This is a genomic window from Mesorhizobium sp. WSM3859 (assembly GCF_002295065.1).
GTDB lineage: Bacteria > Pseudomonadota > Alphaproteobacteria > Rhizobiales > Rhizobiaceae > Mesorhizobium.
Genome location: NZ_NSGG01000001.1, coordinates 18,058 through 37,041 on the forward strand (window position 1 = coordinate 18,058; position 18,984 = coordinate 37,041).

At 63.4% G+C, this 18,984-nt stretch carries 18 protein-coding genes; 6 read left to right on the forward strand and 12 right to left on the reverse strand.

From position 1 onward, the window contains the following. Positions 1 to 211 precede the first annotated feature (211 nt). From CK230_RS00115 to CK230_RS00130, 4 genes are all read right to left on the reverse strand, one after another. The gene (locus tag CK230_RS00115) at positions 212 to 2,017 is read right to left on the reverse strand and encodes an ABC transporter ATP-binding protein (protein WP_095815199.1); all 1,806 of its coding nucleotides are present in this window, start codon (positions 2,015 to 2,017) and stop codon (positions 212 to 214) included. A 421-nt stretch (positions 2,018 to 2,438) separates the two neighbouring features. After that, on the reverse strand, positions 2,439 to 2,852 hold the full coding sequence (locus tag CK230_RS00120) for a GNAT family N-acetyltransferase (protein WP_095815200.1): 414 nt from the start codon (positions 2,850 to 2,852) through the stop codon (positions 2,439 to 2,441). A 7-nt stretch (positions 2,853 to 2,859) separates the two neighbouring features. Further along, positions 2,860 to 4,539: an NAD+ synthase gene (locus CK230_RS00125; protein WP_095815201.1), complete on the reverse strand. Its 1,680-nt coding sequence runs from the start codon at positions 4,537 to 4,539 to the stop codon at positions 2,860 to 2,862. Between the two features lie 82 nt (positions 4,540 to 4,621). Further along, entirely contained in the window at positions 4,622 to 5,335 is a 714-nt protein-coding gene (locus CK230_RS00130) for a DNA-3-methyladenine glycosylase I (protein WP_095815202.1), read from the reverse strand. A 91-nt stretch (positions 5,336 to 5,426) separates the two neighbouring features. Here CK230_RS00130 and CK230_RS00135 point away from each other — a divergent pair, with 91 nt between their 5' ends. Both CK230_RS00135 and CK230_RS00140 read left to right on the forward strand, forming a co-directional pair. After that, the gene (locus CK230_RS00135; RefSeq protein ID WP_095815203.1) at positions 5,427 to 5,990 is read left to right on the forward strand and encodes a DUF1003 domain-containing protein; all 564 of its coding nucleotides are present in this window, start codon (positions 5,427 to 5,429) and stop codon (positions 5,988 to 5,990) included. Further along, complete coding sequence (locus tag CK230_RS00140) at positions 5,987 to 6,586, forward strand: DedA family protein (protein ID WP_095815204.1); 600 nt, start codon at positions 5,987 to 5,989, stop codon at positions 6,584 to 6,586. Before CK230_RS00135 ends, CK230_RS00140 begins: the two co-directional genes overlap by 4 nt. A 10-nt stretch (positions 6,587 to 6,596) precedes the next feature. On the opposite strand, the gene CK230_RS00145 is transcribed toward CK230_RS00140, so the two are convergent. Together CK230_RS00145 and CK230_RS00150 are read right to left on the reverse strand one after the other, a co-directional pair. After that, positions 6,597 to 6,956, reverse strand: coding sequence for a diacylglycerol kinase (locus tag CK230_RS00145; RefSeq protein WP_095815205.1), 360 nt, complete (start codon positions 6,954 to 6,956; stop codon positions 6,597 to 6,599). Between the two features lie 76 nt (positions 6,957 to 7,032). Continuing rightward, positions 7,033 to 7,452 carry a GFA family protein gene (locus CK230_RS00150; protein WP_095815206.1) on the reverse strand — a complete coding sequence of 140 codons (420 nt, stop codon included), beginning with the start codon at positions 7,450 to 7,452 and terminating at the stop codon, positions 7,033 to 7,035. Positions 7,453 to 7,772: 320 nt separating this feature from the next. Here CK230_RS00150 and CK230_RS00155 point away from each other — a divergent pair, with 320 nt between their 5' ends. The 3 genes from CK230_RS00155 (at position 7,773) to CK230_RS00165 (ending at position 10,011) form a co-directional block, all read left to right on the forward strand. Beyond that, positions 7,773 to 8,843 carry a diguanylate cyclase gene (locus CK230_RS00155; RefSeq protein ID WP_095815207.1) on the forward strand — a complete coding sequence of 357 codons (1,071 nt, stop codon included), beginning with the start codon at positions 7,773 to 7,775 and terminating at the stop codon, positions 8,841 to 8,843. Positions 8,844 to 8,906: 63 nt separating this feature from the next. Continuing rightward, positions 8,907 to 9,284 carry an antitoxin Xre/MbcA/ParS toxin-binding domain-containing protein gene (locus CK230_RS00160; protein WP_095815208.1) on the forward strand — a complete coding sequence of 126 codons (378 nt, stop codon included), beginning with the start codon at positions 8,907 to 8,909 and terminating at the stop codon, positions 9,282 to 9,284. Continuing rightward, positions 9,244 to 10,011 (forward strand): RES family NAD+ phosphorylase, encoded by a 768-nt coding sequence (locus tag CK230_RS00165; protein WP_095815209.1) that lies wholly within the window; start codon positions 9,244 to 9,246, stop codon positions 10,009 to 10,011. Before CK230_RS00160 ends, CK230_RS00165 begins: the two co-directional genes overlap by 41 nt. A 43-nt stretch (positions 10,012 to 10,054) precedes the next feature. On the opposite strand, the gene CK230_RS00170 is transcribed toward CK230_RS00165, so the two are convergent. Continuing rightward, positions 10,055 to 10,759 (reverse strand): hypothetical protein, encoded by a 705-nt coding sequence (locus CK230_RS00170; RefSeq protein ID WP_095815210.1) that lies wholly within the window; start codon positions 10,757 to 10,759, stop codon positions 10,055 to 10,057. A gap of 200 nt (positions 10,760 to 10,959) precedes the next feature. Here CK230_RS00170 and CK230_RS00175 point away from each other — a divergent pair, with 200 nt between their 5' ends. Then, complete coding sequence (locus CK230_RS00175; RefSeq protein WP_095815211.1) at positions 10,960 to 12,540, forward strand: glycosyltransferase family 39 protein; 1,581 nt, start codon at positions 10,960 to 10,962, stop codon at positions 12,538 to 12,540. Positions 12,541 to 12,622: 82 nt separating this feature from the next. On the opposite strand, the gene CK230_RS00180 is transcribed toward CK230_RS00175, so the two are convergent. From CK230_RS00180 to CK230_RS00200, 5 genes are all read right to left on the reverse strand, one after another. Further along, a complete protein-coding gene (locus tag CK230_RS00180; protein WP_095815212.1) occupies positions 12,623 to 13,996 on the reverse strand; it encodes a 3-deoxy-7-phosphoheptulonate synthase class II in 1,374 nt (457 codons plus the stop codon). Between the two features lie 193 nt (positions 13,997 to 14,189). Next, a complete protein-coding gene (locus CK230_RS00185) occupies positions 14,190 to 14,621 on the reverse strand; it encodes a DUF3995 domain-containing protein (protein WP_095815213.1) in 432 nt (143 codons plus the stop codon). 2 nt (positions 14,622 to 14,623) lie between these two features. Continuing rightward, entirely contained in the window at positions 14,624 to 14,956 is a 333-nt protein-coding gene (locus tag CK230_RS00190) for an Mpo1-like protein (RefSeq protein ID WP_095815214.1), read from the reverse strand. Positions 14,957 to 15,122: 166 nt separating this feature from the next. Next, a complete protein-coding gene (gene mfd, locus CK230_RS00195; protein ID WP_095815215.1) occupies positions 15,123 to 18,620 on the reverse strand; it encodes a transcription-repair coupling factor in 3,498 nt (1,165 codons plus the stop codon). Between the two features lie 13 nt (positions 18,621 to 18,633). Continuing rightward, the gene (locus CK230_RS00200) at positions 18,634 to 18,921 is read right to left on the reverse strand and encodes a succinate dehydrogenase assembly factor 2 (RefSeq protein ID WP_095815216.1); all 288 of its coding nucleotides are present in this window, start codon (positions 18,919 to 18,921) and stop codon (positions 18,634 to 18,636) included. Positions 18,922 to 18,984 lie beyond the last annotated feature (63 nt).

Sequence of the window (18,984 nt, forward strand, 5' to 3'; positions counted from 1 at the left end):
ATACGCCAACAACTGTTTAAAACAATGTATCTCCTGCGGAGTTGCTGATGAAATGACTCAAACTTTAAGTATATGGAAATGAATTTAAACGCCGCGTTACATCACTCAAGCCGCATGACGAGAGTGCGGTTGCAGACCTTACGGATTGATTTGCACTGCCGAAGCGGAGCCGGACAACCGGCGGCCCGGCCGGAGCCGGGCCGTCCTTTTCTCAGGCGACGAGGCCTTTGGTCAATTCGAGCGCCTGCCGCTCGAACAGCCGCCGGTAGATGCCGCCATTGAGGCGGATCAGGTCGTCATGCGAACCCTCTTCGGCGATACGGCCTCGATCGAAGACCAGCAGGCGGTCGAGCGCCCGCACCGTCGAGAGCCGGTGCGCGATGACAAGGGTCGTGCGTCCCACCATCAGCCGCTCCATCGCCCTCTGGATCAACACTTCCGATTCCGAATCCAGGCTCGATGTCGCCTCGTCCAGGATCAGGATGCGCGCGTCGGCCAGGAAGGCGCGGGCGATCGCCACGCGCTGGCGCTCGCCGCCCGACAATTTCACGCCACGCTCACCGACCAGGGTTCCGTAGCCCTTGGGCAGGTTGGTGATGAAATCATGGGCGCTGGCCAGCCTGGCGGCATGCTCGATCTCGGCCTGGCTGGCGCCGGGCCTGGCATAGGCGATGTTCTCGGCCAGCGAGCGGTGGAACAGGATCGGCTCCTGCTGGACGATGGCGATCTGGCTGCGCAGCGACGCCTGCTCGACCTGCGAGATGTCCTGCCCGTCGATCAGGATCCGCCCGGCGTTCACGTCATAGAGCCGCTGGATCAGCTTGACGAAGGTCGTCTTGCCCGAGCCTGAATGCCCGACCAGTCCGATGCGCTCGCCAGCCGCGATGTCGACCGAGAAATCGTGGTAGAGCGGCAGAAGATGATTGCCGTAGTGGAACGTCACCTTGTCGAAGGCGATACGCCCATCGGTGATCCGGATCGGCCGAGCGCCGGGCCGGTCCTCGATGCCGAGCGGCTCGGACTGGAAGTCGACCAGTTCCTCCATGTCGTTGATCGAGCGCTGCAGGTTGCGGATATGCGTTCCGATGTCGCGCAGATAGCCCTGCAGCACGAAGAACGAGGTGAGCACGAAAGCGACGTCGCCGGCGCTCGCCTGGCCCCAGGCCCACAGCATGAGGGCAAGACCGATGACCGCCGCCCGTATAACCAGCAGCAGCACCCCTTGCGTGGTGCCGTTGGCGGTGCCGCGCATCCAGGTGCGACCTGTGCGCAGGCGCCATTTGGCGGTCACGCGCGCCAGCCGAGCCTCCTCGCGAGCTTCCGCGCCGAAACCTTTGACGACGGCGTTGCAGCTCACCGCGTCGGCCAGCGCGCCGCCCAGCCGCGTGTCCCAGCTGTTGGCGAGCCGAGCCGCGGGGGCGACATAACCAAGCGAGAGCATTGCCGTGACCGCGATGAACAGCACCGAGCCGGCCGCCACCACCACCCCCATCAGCGGCCAGAACCAGCCGAGCAGCAGCGTCGAGCCGACAAGCATGACGACCGACGGCAAAAGCGCGATCAGGATCGTGTCGTTGAGCAGGTCCAGCGCCCACATGCCGCGCGTGATCTTGCGCACCGTCGATCCGGCGAAACTGTTGGCGTGCCAGTCTGTCGAGAAGCGCTGCACGCGGTGGAAGGCATCGGCGGCAATGTCCGACATCATCTTCAGCGTCAGCTCGACGATCCACAGGAAGGCGGCGTTGCGCAGCACGACGCCGGCCAGCGCCAGCGCCATCAGGATCGAGAACGCCGCCATCGCCGCATTCCAGGCGACTTCGTCGGTTCCGGCGCCGCTTGCGACCGCATCGACCAGCCGGCCGGAATAGAAGGGTGTCAGCACGTCGGCCAGCGTCGAGAGCAGGAAGGCGCCCATGATGAGCGAAAGCCGCCACGGCTGGCGCCGCCAGTGGCTGAACGTGAAGCCGAGCACGCTGCGAAAGGCGCCGGCGCGCAGGTCGATCTTGAAACGAGCCATAATGTCATCCGGGCGCGAACGAGCCCGGTCCCGGTAAAATCAAATTGGAAAACCCGCATCCGCGCCCTGCGGCGCCCCAAAATGGCGGGAGGTTCAGTATGGTAGGCCGCCTGCCCTGAGGCGGCGACCGGCAGCGGCAAATGCCTGACCTGCGTCCGGCTCTCCGAAAAACCTTCGGAAAGCCCGGGCAGACCTAGGCTTCGCGGCCTCGCATAACGATGTCAAATCCTGCCATACGGTCCTCCCGGAAGGGAATCGCGGAGAGCCCGTTATAGGGAGGCATCGGCCGATCGCCAAGTCGGCCCGTCGCCAAAACTGCATCTGGTCCAAGCACTGAGACGAATTTGCAACAACGGCAGGTTGCGCAGATCAGGCCGCGCAGAAACGGCTGAACCGTTTCAGTGCGACGAGCTTCAAGCCGTCAGCTCGCCCGCTGGCGGTCCAGTCGCATGTAGCGTCCGTCTGTCGACGCCTTGAATCCGAACTTCTCGTAGAGGCTGTGGGCGTCGTCGGTCGAAAGGCTCCAATGCGTCACAGTGCCGACCTCGGGGTGATCGATCAGCGCCTGGACGAGCCGCTTGCCGATCCCCCGCCCGCGATGCTGAGGCCAGATGATGACATCGGCGATATAGGCAAAGACTGTGTAGTCGGTGATCGCACGGGCGAAGCCGACCTGCTCGCCATCGAGATAGGCGCCGGCGCAGAGCGAGTTGTCGAAGGCGCGGCGATGGGCCTCGTCGGTCCGCGACGCACCCCAATAGCTTTGCATGAGCTGATCGGACGTTGCCCGGAAATCGATCCGCGACAGGTCGAAACTGATTTCAATGTCTTGCATGCGAAGGTTAACCGCGATCCCGGAACCGGTTGGTGATCGGATAGCGGCGGTCGCGGCCGAAATTCTTGCGCGTGATCTTCACGCCGGGCGCCGCCTGCCGGCGCTTGTATTCGGCGATGTAGAGCAGGTGCTCGACGCGGGTCACTGTCGCCCGGTCGTGGCCGCGCGCGACGATGTCGTCGACGCTCATCTCGTTCTCGACCAGGCATTCCAGAATGTCGTCCAGCACCGGATAGGGCGGCAGCGAATCCTGGTCGGTCTGGTTCTCGCGCAGCTCCGCTGAGGGCGCCTTGTCGATGATGTTCTTCGGAATGACCTCGCCGGAAGGACCGAGCGCGCCCGGCGGCACATGGGAATTGCGCCAGCGCGACAGCGCGTAAACCTGCATCTTGTAGAGATCCTTGATCGGGTTGAAGCCGCCATTCATGTCGCCGTAAAGCGTGGCGTAGCCGACCGACATCTCGCTCTTGTTGCCGGTGGTGACCACCATCGAGCCGAACTTGTTCGAGATCGCCATCAGGATGGTGCCGCGCGCGCGGCTCTGCAGGTTTTCCTCGGTGATGCCTTCCTGGGTGCCCTCGAAGAGCTGCGTCAGCGCATGCTTGAAGCCTTCGACCGGCTCGGAGATCGGCACGATATCATAGCGACAGCCGAGCGCGCGCGCGCAGTCTTCAGCGTCCTTCAGCGAACCTTTCGACGTATAGCGATAGGGCATCATGACGGTGCGCAGCCGCTCCTCGCCCAGCGCATCGACGGCCAAAGCCGCGCAGATCGCCGAGTCGATACCGCCGGAGAGGCCGAGCACGACATTCTTGAAGCCGTTCTTGTTGACGTAGTCGCGCAGGCCGAGCATGCAGGCCCGGTAGTCTGCCTCTTCGCGGTCGGGAATCTTCGACATCGGGCCTTCCGCACAGACCCAAGTATCTCCCTTTCTTTTCCAGGTGGTGACGTCGACCGCGTCCTCGAACTGGCTCATCTGGAAGGCCAGCGTCTTGTCGGCGCCGATGGCGAACGACGCACCGTCGAAGATCAGCTCGTCCTGGCCGCCGAGCTGGTTGGCATAGATCATCGGCAAGCCGGTTTCGATGACCTGGCGGATGACGACCTGGTGGCGCACGTCGATCTTGGCGCGGTAATAGGGCGAGCCGTTCGGCACCAGCAGGATCTCGGCGCCGCTTTCTGCCAGCGTCTCGCAGACAGCGATATCGCCCCAGATGTCCTCGCAGATCGGGACGCCGATGCGCACGCCGCGGAAATTGACCGGCCCCTGCAATTCCGGTCCGGCTTGGAAGACGCGCTTCTCGTCGAACTCGCCGTAATTCGGCAGATCGAGCTTGTAGCGTTCGGCGATGATCTTGCCGCCGTCGGCGAAGACGATGGAATTATGCGTGCCGCTTTTGCGCTTCAGCGGCGTGCCGATGATGACACCGGGCCCGCCATCGGCCGTATCCTTGGCGAAATCCTCGGCCGCCTTCTCGCAAGCTTTCAGGAAGGAAGGCTTCAACACGAGGTCTTCCGGCGGATACCCGGCGAGGAAGAGCTCGGTATAAAGCACCAGATCGGCGCCCTGTCGCGCCGCGTCCGCCCTCGCCTCTCGCGCTTTTGCCAGGTTGCCGGCGACGTCGCCGACAGTCGGGTTGAGCTGGGCGACGGCGATGCGCAGGATATCGGGAGCGGTCTTGGTCATGCAACGGATGTAGCGTGGCAGAAATCGCCCCGCAATGGCCATTGCTTATGCCAATCCAAGGTGCGCACGAACGCGCTCGGGCCTAGTCGCTCATATATTCGCGCAGCGCCTCCGCCGAACGGTTCTCGCCGATCGACATCGCCAGGATGCGCGAGATGTGACGGCGCGGCAGGCCGGTTTCGGCCGACCAGTGGTTGATCTGCGCCTGGATCTTTTCGAGGTCCCGCTTCGAGGTTGGATTCTCGGCTATGTCGAGGCCGGCGTCACGCAGGGCCGCCGCCATATCGGCCGAGACGACGAACGTGTCCCATTCCAGCCAGCGCAGGAAATACTGACCCGTGTTGCCACCCAGCCGACTGCCATGCTTGGCGAGATAAGCGGTCAGGCCGACCTGATCGTCCGCCGGCCAGGCGGCGATGAATTTGCCGAAACTGCCATGCTCCTTCGAGACGCGACCGACGAAGGCGGCGTTGTCGCGCACCGACTTGATCTTCTGCGGGTTGCGCACGATGCGGCTGTCGGATGCCAGCTCGTGCCAGAAATCGTCGGGCTGGAACAAAAGCCGCTTCGGCTCGAAGCCGAGGAACGCCTCCTCGAAACCCGGCCATTTCTGCTCGATGACGCGCCACACGAAGCCGGCGGCAAAGATCCGTTCGGCCATGGTGGAGAGAATGCGGTCATCGGGGACTTTCGCCACCGCCTTGTTATCAGGCGCAGGACCAAGCAGCGGCGCCAGCACCGCCTCCCCGCCCTTGCGCTTTGCCGCCCGCGCGTGGATTTTCTGGAAATCGAGCATCTTTGTCCTCGCCTGTTCGCCGCAATCTAGCACTTCACCTCGGGCCCGGCAGCCTCTACGTCTATCGATGCCCTGCCTAAGGAGAGGACCAATGAACAAGATCGTCGAGGATATGGCGAACCGCCTGCTCAAGCGCAAGCCGGAAGGCCTCGGCCCGCTCGAAAGCCGCGTGCTGCAGTCGACGCTCGAGCGCACCACGATCGCGCGCGACACCAACAAGGCCTTCGCTTTCCACGAGACCTATGGCGATCGCGTCGCCGACACGATCGCCAGGATCGGCGGTTCCTGGTCCTTCATCCTCAGCTTCCTGGGCTTTCTGGTTCTTTGGACTGCCGGCAACGCCTGGCTGCTCACGCGCGACGCCTTCGACCCCTACCCTTTCATCTTCCTCAACCTCGTGCTGTCGATGCTCGCGGCGATCCAGGCGCCGGTGATCATGATGTCGCAGAACCGCCAGACCGAGCGCGACCGCATCGACGCGGCGCATGACTATGAAGTCAATCTGAAGGCCGAGATCGAGATCATGGCGCTGCATGAAAAGCTCGACGAACTGCGCCACAGCGAGATCATTAGCATGCGGGACGAGATCTTGCGCATGGCCGAACAAATCAGGCGCATCGACGAGAAACTGTCGGCGCGGCCCGCAACAGAATGAACGAAACCATCCACCATCTCATCGAGCAATACGGGCTGATCGCGGTCTTCTTGGGCTGCGTCGCCGAAGGCGAAAGCGCCGCCATCTTGGGCGGCTTCTTCGCCCATCAGCATGTTTTCGTGCTGTGGCAGACTTTCCTTGCCGCCTTTCTCGGGGCCTTCGGCGGCGACACGTTCTTCTTCACCCTCGGCCGCAGCTTCGCCGAGCATCGCTATGTGAGAAGGCTGCGCCAGCGTCCGGGCTTCAGCCGTGCCTATAGCCTGCTCAACACCCATCCCAACATTTTCGTGCTGACCAACCGCTACATCTACGGCATGCGGCTGGTCGGCGGTATCGCCGCCGGCCTGTCGACGGTGCCAATGCCCCGTTTCGTTGTCCTGAACGCTATCTCTTCCGCCGTCTGGGCGGCCCTGTTCAGCGGCATCGGCTATGTCTTCGGCCTCGGCGCGGAGGAGATGGTGGGTCAGGCGTTCGAGCGGCATGAGCGTCTGCTCATTGCCCTTGGCGTCGGCGTGGTGGTGGCGGTTGTCGCCTGGCTGGTCGGCCATCACTTCGCCAGGCGCGAACGCGCCAGGGAAGATCAGACCGGCTCCTGATCCGCGAGGATCAGATCGGCGCGCCGGTGAGGCGCTCGATCAAGGCGATCGCCCAGACGCCGCCGGCGATCACGATCGAAATGAGCACCGCCAGCGAGCCGCAATCCTTGGCGAGCTGGATTTCGATGTGGAATTCGCGCGAGATCGCGTCGCAGGCCGCCTCGATGCCGGTGTTGAGCACTTCGACCATGATCAGGAGCAGCACAGCGCCGATTAGCAGGGCATAACCGCGCCAGGAGACCGAGATAAACCAGCCGGCCGGCAGGGCAAGCGCAAGCAACAGCAGCTCCTGCTGAAATGCCTTTTCATGCGCGGCCAACTTGCGGAAGGCCCGCACCGAATTGATGAAAGCGTCGATCAGCCGCTGCATGCCCAGCCCCGTTTCGAGTCACCGTGAGGGGATATCGCAACGGCCGGATCAAGGGAATAAGGCAGCCGCCGCAAATTCACCCGTCGGCGACCTTTATCGACGGCGTGGATTTTTCGAACTGCGGCAGCCCGTCCTCGATCGAATAGTAGTCGCCTTTGTCGCCCACGAAGATGTGGCTTTCCGCCGTGAGGCCACTCGGCCTCTCAAAGGATCCGGCCATGATGGAAATCGTGTCCAGTTCATTGTGCTTCCAGAAGAGCAGCGAGCCGCAGGTTCGGCAGAAGCCGCGTTTCGCCACGTCGGAGGCGCCGTACCAGCTGAGCGCGTCGGCCCCTTCTATGACGATATCGGCATCCCTGGAGGCGGTAGCCGCGACGAAATGGCCGGTCTGCCGGCGACATTGCGAGCAATGGCAGTAGACGACGCCGCGCAACGGGCCACTCGTCCTGAAGCGCACCGCCCCGCACAGGCATGATCCGCTGTGGTTGTCGTCCATTCCGGCCTCCTTCGATCATTGGCCCGATCCATTGCCGGACAGAATTTCAGCTTTGAAATGGCTGGGCGCAGGCAAATGCGACACCGAAGAGATGTGTTTCAAAAGCTGCGCCACACACGGCGCTACATCCTGCGGTAGCAGAGACATCGAGGAAAGGCAGGCCATTAAGGAAACTTTAGCGCAACTGCATCTATGTTTCCTGCAAGCGAAGGTCGTGTTGGGGACGCGCCGTCGCATTTAGGGTTCCGATACAAATCCCCGCGTGCGCGACACCCGGTGGTGGCAGGTCTCCGGTCGCACTGAAGGGGAATGAACAGAACATGCAGCCGGCAGCCATTGCGACCGACAGGAATACCGACATCGCCAGCACCGTCGTGGCGACGATGCGGCAGCTTGGCGTGCTCGGCCTGCCGCGCAACTACGAAATTTTCTATGAGGCGCTGAGCGGCAGCAATCACGAACTCAGCCTTGCCGTCGTCTCGTTGAGCAACCGACCGACCCAGGAGGACCTCGACGGCATCGGGCGCACCTTCTTCCCCCAGCATCACGGTCCGGCAATTGTCGAGCATGCCCGCGAGATGGTCGCCAAGGAGCTCGAGGACATCGCCGCGCTGTTGCGCAGCGAGCGCTCGCATATCGAGAAATACGGCCGTCTCCTCGACGAGACCTCGAGCGGCCTGAGCAATCGCAGCCTGCTTTCGCAGGAACTTCTGCAGAAGATCGCCGGCGCGATGTCGGCCGCCACCAGCTCGACGATCGACCATGGCCGCCAGATCGCCAGCACGCTCAGCGAAAAGACGGCCGAGCTGGAAAGCGTCAAGTCGAAGCTCGAGGAATACAAGCGGCTTGCCGACACCGACCCGCTGACGCAGTTGCGGAACCGACGCGCCTTCGACAAGGAGATCACCCGGATCTACAACAGCAATCGCGGCATCCTGTTCAATGCCTTGATCCTTGCCGATATCGATCATTTCAAGGACATAAACGATCGTTACGGCCATCCGGTCGGCGACAGGATCCTGCAGATCATTGCCGAGATCTTCCAGTCCAGCGTCCGTTCCGACATGTTCGTCGCGCGCACCGGAGGCGAGGAGTTCGCGCTCATCGTTGAAGGCGCCAGCGAGGACGCCACATACGAGATCGCCGAGCGGATCCGCGCGCTGATCGAGCGGACCCCGTTCACCAGCAGCCAGACCGGCATGAACTACGGCACCGTTACCGTGTCGCTGGGCATCTGCATGGCTTCGGAAGCGGAAAACCCCGAGGACCTCTACACCAAGGCGGACCGGGCGCTTTACCGCTCCAAGGTCGGCGGCCGCAACCGTGTGACAAGGCATTCGTCCACGGCCGGCCGGGCCGGCAAGGGCTGGCTGCTTTACAAGAAAGACTGACAAGCACCCTTTCCAGAAGAATTTTTGTGGACTATATTTTCCACAGAAATGAAAGGGTGCGCTATGCAACGTCCAGTCGCGGCCGCGACGGCGGCCGAAAACGCCGTCATCACCAAGGCCACGCTGCGCGCGGCCGACCTGCTCGACATCACCGCCAGGACGCTCGCTTTGGTCATCGGCGTGTCGGAGGCAACGGTCTCGCGCATGCGCAAGCAGGAATTCCTGCTTGAACGCGGCACCAAGCCCTTCGAGCTGGCGGTGCTGTTCGTCCGCCTGTTCCGCTCGCTCGACGCCATTGTTGGCGGCGACGAGACTGTTGCGCGGGCGTGGCTGAGGAACCCCAACGTCACGCTCGACGGCACGCCGCTCGAGAAAATCCTGACCATTGCCGGACTTGTCGATGTCATTGCCTACCTGGACTCCCGGCGCGCTCTCGTCTGAGGCCGTCAGGCTCGAAGGCAAACACTGGCGCATGGTCGAAGCGCAGCATCGCGTTTCGACCCTCAAGCTGGTCGACACGCTCGACGAGCAGTCGCTGCTCGAGGATCTCGTCGAGGACACCAAGCCCCGTATCCCGCTGGAATGCCGCCACTTCCACTATCTGCTGGCGACGCCTTTCCGCTACGGTTCGGTCTATCCGTACGGCTCGCGCTTCCGTCGCGCCGGCAAGACCAAAGGCGTCTACTACGCGGCCGAGACGGTGCTGACGGCGGTAGCGGAAATGGCCTTCTACCGCTTGCTGTTCTTTGCCGAATCGCCGGCGACGCCATGGCCGAACGACGCGGCGGAATACACTGCCTTCGCCGCCGCGATCAAATGCGAGCGCGCGATCGACCTGACGCGGCTACCGCTCGATCGCGACGAGAAGGCCTGGACGCAACCCACTGATTACAACGCCTGCCAGGCGATCGCCGATATCGCGCGCGAAGCCGACATCCAGGCGATCCGCTATCGCTCGGTGCGCGACCCCAAGGGCGCCAACATCGCCTTGTTGACCTGCAAGGGCTTTGCCAAGGCCAGGCCGCTGGAGCCGCAGACCTGGCGCATCCGGATCGGCTCCTTCGGCCTGCAGGCGATCTGCGAATTCCCCGACAAGCGGCTGGAATTCTCACGCACGGCCTTTTCGGATCCGCGGCTGACCGGCATGCGTTGGGAACGCGGCCACTGAACGCGGAAAACTCTCTCGAGATCCAGGACGAGCCGGCCGATAGCTACGCCAGGATGTTGACCGCCCGCGCCGCCACCAGCGCGATCGTCAGCAGCGAGATCATCGCTTCGGCCATCATCAGGAGCTTTGCGCGCTGCGTAAGCGGCAGAGTGTCGGTCGGCGAGAACGCGGTGGCATTGGTGAAAGCCAGGAAGAAATAGTCCACAAAACCCGGAAGCCAACCTTGTGTCTCGCGGTCGGGCAGCGTCATTTGCGGAAACAGGAAGTCGGCCTGCGCGCGCTTGACCAGCCCGCAGGTCGGCGGCCCGCCCCTGTCGGTGCTCCAGAACCATAGCGCAAAGACGATCACATTGGTGACCCAGATGTTGAGCGCATCGATGAGCAGCGTCGTGCCGGCGCCGGCATGCCCTTCCAGCAGCGCCCGCACCAGGAAAACCAGCGATCCGCAATTCATGATGCTGATGACGCCGGTCATCACCAATGCCGTGCGGCGAATGTAGAGGCGCAATCGGCCGATCGCGTACCAATGCTCGTGGTCGACTGCCTTCTGCGTCCGCATCTGCGTCCAGGCCGTCGCCACCGACAAGGGCGCCAGCAGCGCCGCCTCGACGGTCGGGGCCACCCAGCGCGGACCGAAGGACAGGTTGTTGATGACCAAAAGCTGCAGGCAGATGATGACGAGAACCGCCGCGCGCGCCGACCAGAAGTCGAGCGCGCGATGATGGATGACGGCATGCCGGTGGCGCATGGAGGAACCTGTTTGGGCTAAGACCGCGGCGCCTTGGGAGGCGACCCGCTCAACCAACATTCGCCGGCCACGGTTCTGCCCGAAGCACCGGCGACGGGTTCCATCGCAATCTTGGTTTTACAATGTTGCGGCAGCATACATTTTCGTAAGCTTTTGCTATCGGACTATTCGGAAGTCCACCGGTGTGATTTTAGGCCCGCATGTCGAGAACCAGCGAATCCGTTCATCTTTGGCCGGCGGCAGCCACCGCGCAAGGCAATCCGCCTTCGATCTGGAACGGCCTCGTCCGGCACCCATGGCGATTGCTAGCACTTTTGTGCCTCACCCAGGTCGCTTGCTGGACCGTCATGCCGGCGCTCGTCAACGTTGGGCCGCCATATGATGTCGTCGAGGGATTCATGTGGGGCCGCGAATGGGTTCTGCTGACCTATAAGCATCCGCAGTTGCCCTGCTGGCTGCTCGAGATCAGCCATCTCCTGACCGGCTCGTTCCGCTGGCCGCAATATATGCTTTCGCAACTGCTGATCTCGACGACATTCGTCCTGGTCTATCTTCTGGCGCGCGACATCATGGGTTCGACCCGCGCTCTCGCCGCGGTGTTGCTGATGCCCGCGATCTATTTCTTTGGCTGGCCGACCCCGCAATTCAACCACGACTATGCGCAGATGCCCTTCTGGGCCGGCATCTCATGGCTATTGTGGCGCGCGACGCGCGACGGACGGCCTGGCTGGTGGCTCGCCCTCGGCATCGTCTCCGGCCTGGGACTCTACGCCAAGTTCTCGACGGCCTTGCTGCTGGCTTTCGGCGGCATCTGGCTCTTATACGATAGCCGTGCCCGGAGCCGGCTCGCCACCCCGTGGCCGTGGCTTGGCCTTGCGGTTTTCCTTGGCATCGCGGCGCCGCTGGCGGTCGAGCTTTTCCGATTCGATTTCCTGCCGCTGACCTACGCCGCGCACCGCAACGAGTGGGTTCTCGCCCACCGCGCCCGGCTTTACTATATCGGCGTTCAGCTTGCCGGGCTTTCCGCTGTTCCCGTCGTTCTTGCTCTTTCCGGCCTGCTGCGGCGGCGAGCAGGCCCCGCGCGGGAACCCTTGCAGCCCCACCCGGCTCCCGAGCGACGCGCGGTCATCTACCTGGCATGGATGGGCCTGGGGCCAGCGCTCCTCATCATGATCGCCTCGCTGTTCACAGGCACCGGCGAATCCTGGGGCGCGACGATGTACAATCTCGTGGGCGCCCTGGCGATCGCGCTCCTGGGCCACCGGCTGGGAGCGACGGAATTGCGCCGGCTGACGGTGCTGGCGCTGCTATGCGTGGTCGCCGTATCGAGCGCCTACGCCGTCACCCGCTGGACCGGCTGCAACGTCCGCGGTCGCCTGCAGCCGATGTGCTGGCCGGCGCAGTCGATTTCACGGACGGCCGAGGCTATATGGCATGAAGCGGTGCCCGGGCCGTTGGGCATCGTCGGCGGCGAAGACGGCGTGGCCAGGCTCGGCGGACTGGAAGCCGCGGACCAGCCTTCCATCTTCACGATGCTCGACAGGCGCCTCGCTCCGTGGATCACCGACCAGCGCCTGCGGGATCAGGGAATGCTGCTGGTATGGCCGAAAGGCTGGCCACTCAGTCCGCAGCAATTGGCCTGGATCGGCGGCTTGCCGGTCAAGACGGTGTCTTTCGACTGGTCGCTCAGGGCGCCGCCCCTGGAGATCAACTTTGCCGTCATTCCGCCCGGCAGGGCCAGTTTCCCGGGAGACCCGCCCGGGCCGCCCGACCCGGAATGATCGGCCAAGCTTGATCCATCCGCCTGAATTGAAAAGGCGCCGGTTTCGCCGGCGCCTCCAATGATCAAGCACCAAGCGCTGCTCAGGCGTTGGCGACCTGCTTGTGCTGGATCGGATGGCTCTTCTTGAGCAGGTCCGAGACCAGGAAGGCGAGCTCGATCGCCTGATCCGCGTTAAGGCGCGGATCGCAATGGGTATGATAGCGGTCCTGCAGGTCTTCGGCCGTGATGGCGCGGGCGCCCCCCGTGCATTCGGTGACGTTCTTGCCGGTCATCTCGACATGGATGCCACCCGGATGCGTGCCTTCGGCGCGGTGCACCTCGAAGAAGGTCTGCACCTCCTTGAGAATCCGGTCGAACGGCCGCGTCTTGTAGCCGGCCGCCTCGATGGTGTTGCCATGCATTGGATCGGACGACCACACGACGCTGCGGCCTTCCTTCTTTACTGCCCGCACCAGCTTCGGCAGGTGCTCGGCCACCTTGTCGGAGCCGAAGCGCGCAATCAGCGTCAGCCGGCCAGGCTCATTCTCGGGATTGAGCAGGTCGATCAGTTCCAGCAAACCATCCGGCGTCAGCGAAGGTCCGCATTTCAGGCCAAGCGGGTTCTTGATGCCGCGGCAATATTCGACATGGGCATGGTCGGGCTGGCGGGTGCGGTCGCCGATCCAGATCATGTGGCCCGAGGTCGCGTACCAATCGCCGGAGGTGGAATCGACACGGGTCAGCGCTTCCTCGTAGCCGAGCAGCAATGCCTCGTGACTGGTGTAGAAATCCGTCTCGCGCAGCGCGAAATTAGTTTCCGACGTGATGCCCACAGCGCGCATGAATTCCATCGTCTCGGTGATGCGGTTGGCAAGCGCACCGTATTTCTCGCCCTGGGGGCTGTCGGCAACGAAGCCCAGCATCCAGCGATGCACGTTCTCCAGGCTGGCATAGCCGCCCTGCGCGAAGGCGCGCAGAAGGTTGAGCGTCGCGGCCGACTGGCGGTAGGCCATCTCCTGCCGCGCGGGATCCGGAATGCGCGACCTGGCGTCGAACTCGATGCCGTTGATGATGTCGCCGCGATAGCTCGGCAGCGTCACGCCGGCCTTGGTCTCGTTGTCGGACGAGCGCGGCTTGGCGAACTGGCCGGCGACGCGGCCGACCTTCACCACCGGCTGCGCGCCGGCGAAGGTCAGCACCACCGACATCTGCAGGAAGACGCGGAAGAAGTCGCGGATATTGTCGGCGCCATGCTCCGCGAAGCTTTCCGCGCAATCACCGCCCTGGAGCAGGAAGGCCTCCCCGGCGGCGACCGCCGCCAGTTGCTTCTTCAGCTTGCGCGCCTCACCGGCAAAAACCAGCGGCGGGAAAGTAGCGAGCTGGGCTTCCGTCGCCTTGAGCACGGCAGGATCCGGATAGGCCGGGACCTGCTTGATCGGCTTTGTTCTCCACGAATTCGGCGACCATTTCGTCATCGCTGCACCCAAACGCCCTTTAGGAGCAAGTCCGGGAAAGTCTCAAATTTCCATCGGAATTGCGTCAAAACAAACCGGCGAACGTTCCTTGCCCGCCATTTCAGCCTCGATACGAGGTCGCGGCTCCTTACACGAAGCCGACTGCCTATTCTAGCCGGGTTTTTCAGTGGTGGCGAATGCTTCCGCCGCCTCGCTATGCTGTGTCCCTCAGCGCGAGCAGGAACAAGCCCAGTCCCAGCAAAAGACATGATGGGCTATAGAGCAGACTGTCATACTTGGCGAAACGCGTGTTTTTTACGCGCTTGAACAGCCCGAAATATCTCGACCAGCTCAGTGCCCGCAGGGTGAATATCGCCGACCACAGGATAATTGCTGTCTTCAATAGCCAGTGCGCCACCGGCAGTTGAATCAGGCCTGCGAAGCCAAGAACGAGCAGAAAGACCAGCGCCAGAACCAGACCGACCAGCAGGGCGCCGGCGGCCGTCTCCTTCACCGCCGGGCTGCCGTCCTCGCGTTGGGGCAGCGAAACGCCGGCGCCGAGGCGGCCGCCCAAACCCCAATAGACATGAAATCCGGCCCCAAGCAAAAGCACAGCCGAACAAGCAGCGACAACCGCCGTTTCCATGCCTATCTGCCGGCTTCGTTCAGTCGTCTCAACTGGCGGCCGAGACCGCCCGTCAAATCGAGCGCGAGCATGCGAAGCAGTGCAATGGCACTCCACAAAGGCCGTTCCGCGAAAGGCTTGTTGCTGTTGTGCTCAAGCAATGGATGGGTGAACAGAGCCGCAAGGTAGAAGACCGGGATGATGACCAGAAAAGCCCACCAGACCACTAGAAAAGATGCCGCGACCCCGACGATCGGCGCAAAGAACAGGCCGAGGTAATGGATAAAGCGGGTTGATGGTTTCGAATGACCGGCAAGGTAGCCGAGCCAGTATTCATCGAAGGTTTGCGGGTTCATGGATTTCCCCTGCAGCGACGATTTGCAGGACCAATTCAAACATCGCGTGAAAATACTGCAATAGACCCAATCGTCGCAGGTCTTGCAAATGCATCCGATCTTTGCAGGTAGGTTACTATTTCCTTGCAAGGGCCTCGACGGCTGCGACCGGCGCCCAACGCAGTACTTACGCGGCCTTGTCGACCAGCCGGGCCAGTTGCGTCATCACCACGGCCGATCCCGCCAGGCGCTTTTCGGCGTTCGGCCAGTCGCGCATGAAGACGACGCTGTGGTCGGCCCTGATCTTGGCCAGCGAGCCCTGCTCGCCGATGAACTTGACCAGCCCGACCGGATTGGGGAACTCGCGCTTGCGGAAGTGGATGACGATGCCCTTGGGGCCGGCGTCGAGCTTCTCGACATTGGCCTTGCGGCAGAGCGCCTTGATGAAGACGATCTTCAACAGATGCGTCACCTCTTCCGGCAGCGGCCCGAACCGGTCGACAAGCTCCGCGCCGAAGCCATCGATCTCCTCGGTGGTTTCGAGGTCGCCGAGGCGCCGGTAGAGCGCCATGCGGAGCTGCAGGTCGGGCACATAGCTCTCCGGGATCATGACGGCGGTGCCGACCGCGATCTGCGGCGACCAGCCGCCGTCCTGAACCTCGCCGGTGTCCTTCACCTCCGCCACCGCCTCCTCCAGCATCTGCTGGTAGAGCTCGAAACCGACCTCCTTGATATGGCCCGACTGCTCTTCGCCGAGCAGATTGCCGGCGCCGCGGATATCGAGGTCGTGGCTGGCGAGCTGGAAGCCGGCGCCCAGCGTGTCGAGCGACTGCAGCACCTTGAGCCGGCGCTCGGCGGTGTCGGTGAGCTTGCGGTTGGCCGGCAGCGTGAACAGCGCATAGGCGCGCACCTTCGAGCGGCCGACGCGGCCACGCAGCTGGTAAAGCTGGGCGAGGCCGAACATGTCGGCGCGATGGATGATCAGCGTGTTTGCCGTCGGGATATCGAGGCCGGATTCGACGATGGTGGTCGACAGGAGCACGTCGTACTGGCCGTCATAGAAGGCGTTCATGATGTCGTCGAGCTCGCCCGGCGGCATCTGGCCATGCGCTACCGCCACCTTCAGCTCCGGCACCGATTCCCTCAGGAAATCATGGATTTCGGCCAAATCGCTGATGCGCGGCACGACATAGAAGGAATGGCCGCCTCTATAGCGCTCGCGCAGCAGCGTCTCGCGGATGACCAGTGGATCGAAGGGCGAGATGAAGGTGCGCACCGCCATGCGGTCGACCGGCGGCGTGGCGATCAGCGACAGCTCGCGCACGCCGGTCAGCGCCAGCTGCAGCGTGCGCGGGATCGGCGTCGCCGACAGCGTCAATACGTGCACGTCGGACTTGAGATCCTTCAGCCGCTCCTTGTGCTTGACGCCGAAATGCTGCTCCTCGTCGATGATCAGCAGGCCGAGATTCTTGAACGAAATCGAGCTGCCGAGCAGCGCATGCGTGCCGACGACGATATCGACCGTACCCTCGGCAATGCCTTTCTTCGTTTCGGCCAGCTCCTTGGAACCGACCAGGCGTGACGCCTGCGCGATGCGGATCGGCAGGCCGGAAAAACGCTGCGAGAAGGTCTTGAAATGCTGGCGCGACAGAAGCGTCGTCGGCACCACGATCGCGACCTGAAAACCCTCCATCGCCGAGATGAAGGCGGCGCGCAGCGCCACTTCCGTCTTGCCGAAGCCGACGTCGCCGCAGACCAGCCGGTCCATCGGCTTGCCGGCGCTGAGATCGTCCATCACGGCATCGATCGCGGTCTGCTGATCGTCGGTCTCCTCATAGGGGAAGCGCGCGGCGAACTCGCCATAGAGCCCTTCGGTGGGGATCATGGTTGGCGCTGAGCGCATCTGCCGCTCGGCCGCGATGCGGATCAGCTGCCCGGCCATGTCGAGCAGGCGCCGCTTCAGCCGCGCCTTGCGCGCCTGCCAGGCGCCGCCGCCGAGCTTGTCGAGCGTCGCTTCGGCCGAATCCGAGCCGTAGCGCGACAGAAGCTCGATGTTTTCAACCGGCAGGAACAGGCGGTCGTCGCCCGCATAGTGGATTTCGAGACAGTCATGCGGCGCGCCGACCGCCTCGATGGTGCGCAGGCCGATGAAGCGGCCGATGCCGTGGTCGGTATGGACGACGATGTCGCCGGAAGACAGCGACGAAGCTTCGGCAATGAAATCGGAAGCCTTCTTCTTGCGCTTCGAACGCCGGATCAGCCTGTCGCCGAGAATGTCCTGCTCGGCGACGACCACCATGTCGTCGGTCTCGAAGCCGGACTCGAGCGGCAGCACGGCAAGGCCTGCCTGCCCGGGTTCGAGCTTTTCGACCTCGGCAAGCGTCGCGACCGTTTTCAGATTGCCGAGATGATGTTCAGCCAGGATCTGGCCGAGCCGGTCGAGCGAGCCCTCCGTCCAGCCGGCGACGATGACGCGGCGACGCGCGGCGCGCTCATCGGCAATGTGCTTCACCACCACGTCAAACACGTTGATGTTCGGGTCGGCGCGCTCCTCGGCAAAGCTGCGGCCGTGCCGCGAGCCGGCATGGAAGACCTTTTTGCCTCCGACATCCGGGGCATCGAAGACTGTAAAGTCGATGTCCTCGCGGGGCCCGAGCGAGGCTTTGAGGTTCTCCGGCGACAGATAAAGCAGGTCCGGCGCCACCGGCTTGTAGGGCACGGCGTCCTTCAGCGCGCTGTCGGCCTGCTTCCGCCGCGCCTCGTAATGGTCGAGGATCAGGGTGTGACGTTCGGCTAGCGCCTCATGCGCCAGATGGTCGAAGACGACAGGCGCATCCGGCAGATAGTCGAACACCGTCTCCAGCCGCTCATAGAAGAAGGGCAGCCAGTGCTCCATGCCGGCGAAGCGCCGGCCTTCGCTCACCGCCGCATAGAGCGCGTCGTCGCGCGAGGGCGCGCCGAAAGCCTCGATATAGGAACGGCGGAAGCGGCTGATCGTTTCGGGCGTCAGCGCCACCTCGCTCATCGCCTGCAGCGACATCGACTTGCGTTGCCCGGTGGTGCGCTGTGTCGCCACGTCGAAGACACGGATCGATTCCAGCGTGTCGCCGAAGAAGTCGAGCCTGAGCGCCTCGCTCCAGCCGGGCGCGAAGAGGTCGAGAATGCCGCCCCGCACCGCGAACTCGCCAAGCCCGCGCACGGTCGGCACGCGTTCGAAGCCGGAAGTCTCCAGCCGCGCGATCAGCGCGTTCATGTCGATCTGGTTGCCGGGCCTGGCATGGAAGGTCTGCGCTTCGATCAACTCCGCCGGCGGGATACGCTGCAACAGCGCATTGGCGGTGGTGAGGATCACGGCGCGATGCGGCTTCTTCGCCAGTGCGATCATGGCGGAAAGCGCGTCGAGCCGTCGCGCCGCGGCGTCCGCTCCTGGCGAAACGCGATCGTAAGGCAGGCAGTCCCAGGCCGGCAGTTCCAGCACCGGCAGGCCCGGCGCGGCAAAAGCAAGCGCTTCGATGATTGCCGGCAACCGCTGGCCGTCGCGCGCAACGAACAGCACCGGCTTGTCGGGCGCGATTTCCTGCGCCGTCTGGACCAGGGCGAAGGCTTCGTAGCCGTCGGCGACGCCGTCGACGATGAACTGGCCGGCGCGGCCCTTGGGCAGGCCGATGGAAGGAATGAGGCTCATGGATATGCGTTTTTCAAAATGTCATGGTCCGGCGCGACGCCATGATTTTCCGCAGCACCGCGCACTCGATATCGGGCGGAACCGGGCGCTCACCGGTGACCATCGGGAAAAATTCGGTGTCTGGAATTTCGAGAAGTCTCTCATATTGGTCGATTTCATCGCCGGTCAAGGCGCCGATCTCGGCGTCGGCGAAGGAACCGAGGATCAGGTCCATCTCGCGCATGCCGCGATGCCAGGAGCGGAACAGGAGCTTGCGGCGGCGGGCATCCAACCCCTCGCTTGATCGCTGTGTTCCGGTCATGGCACGCTATCCTTGTTCGAAGCGGCGCATATAGCGTGGATAGAGACCGGTGTCAGCCTTTGC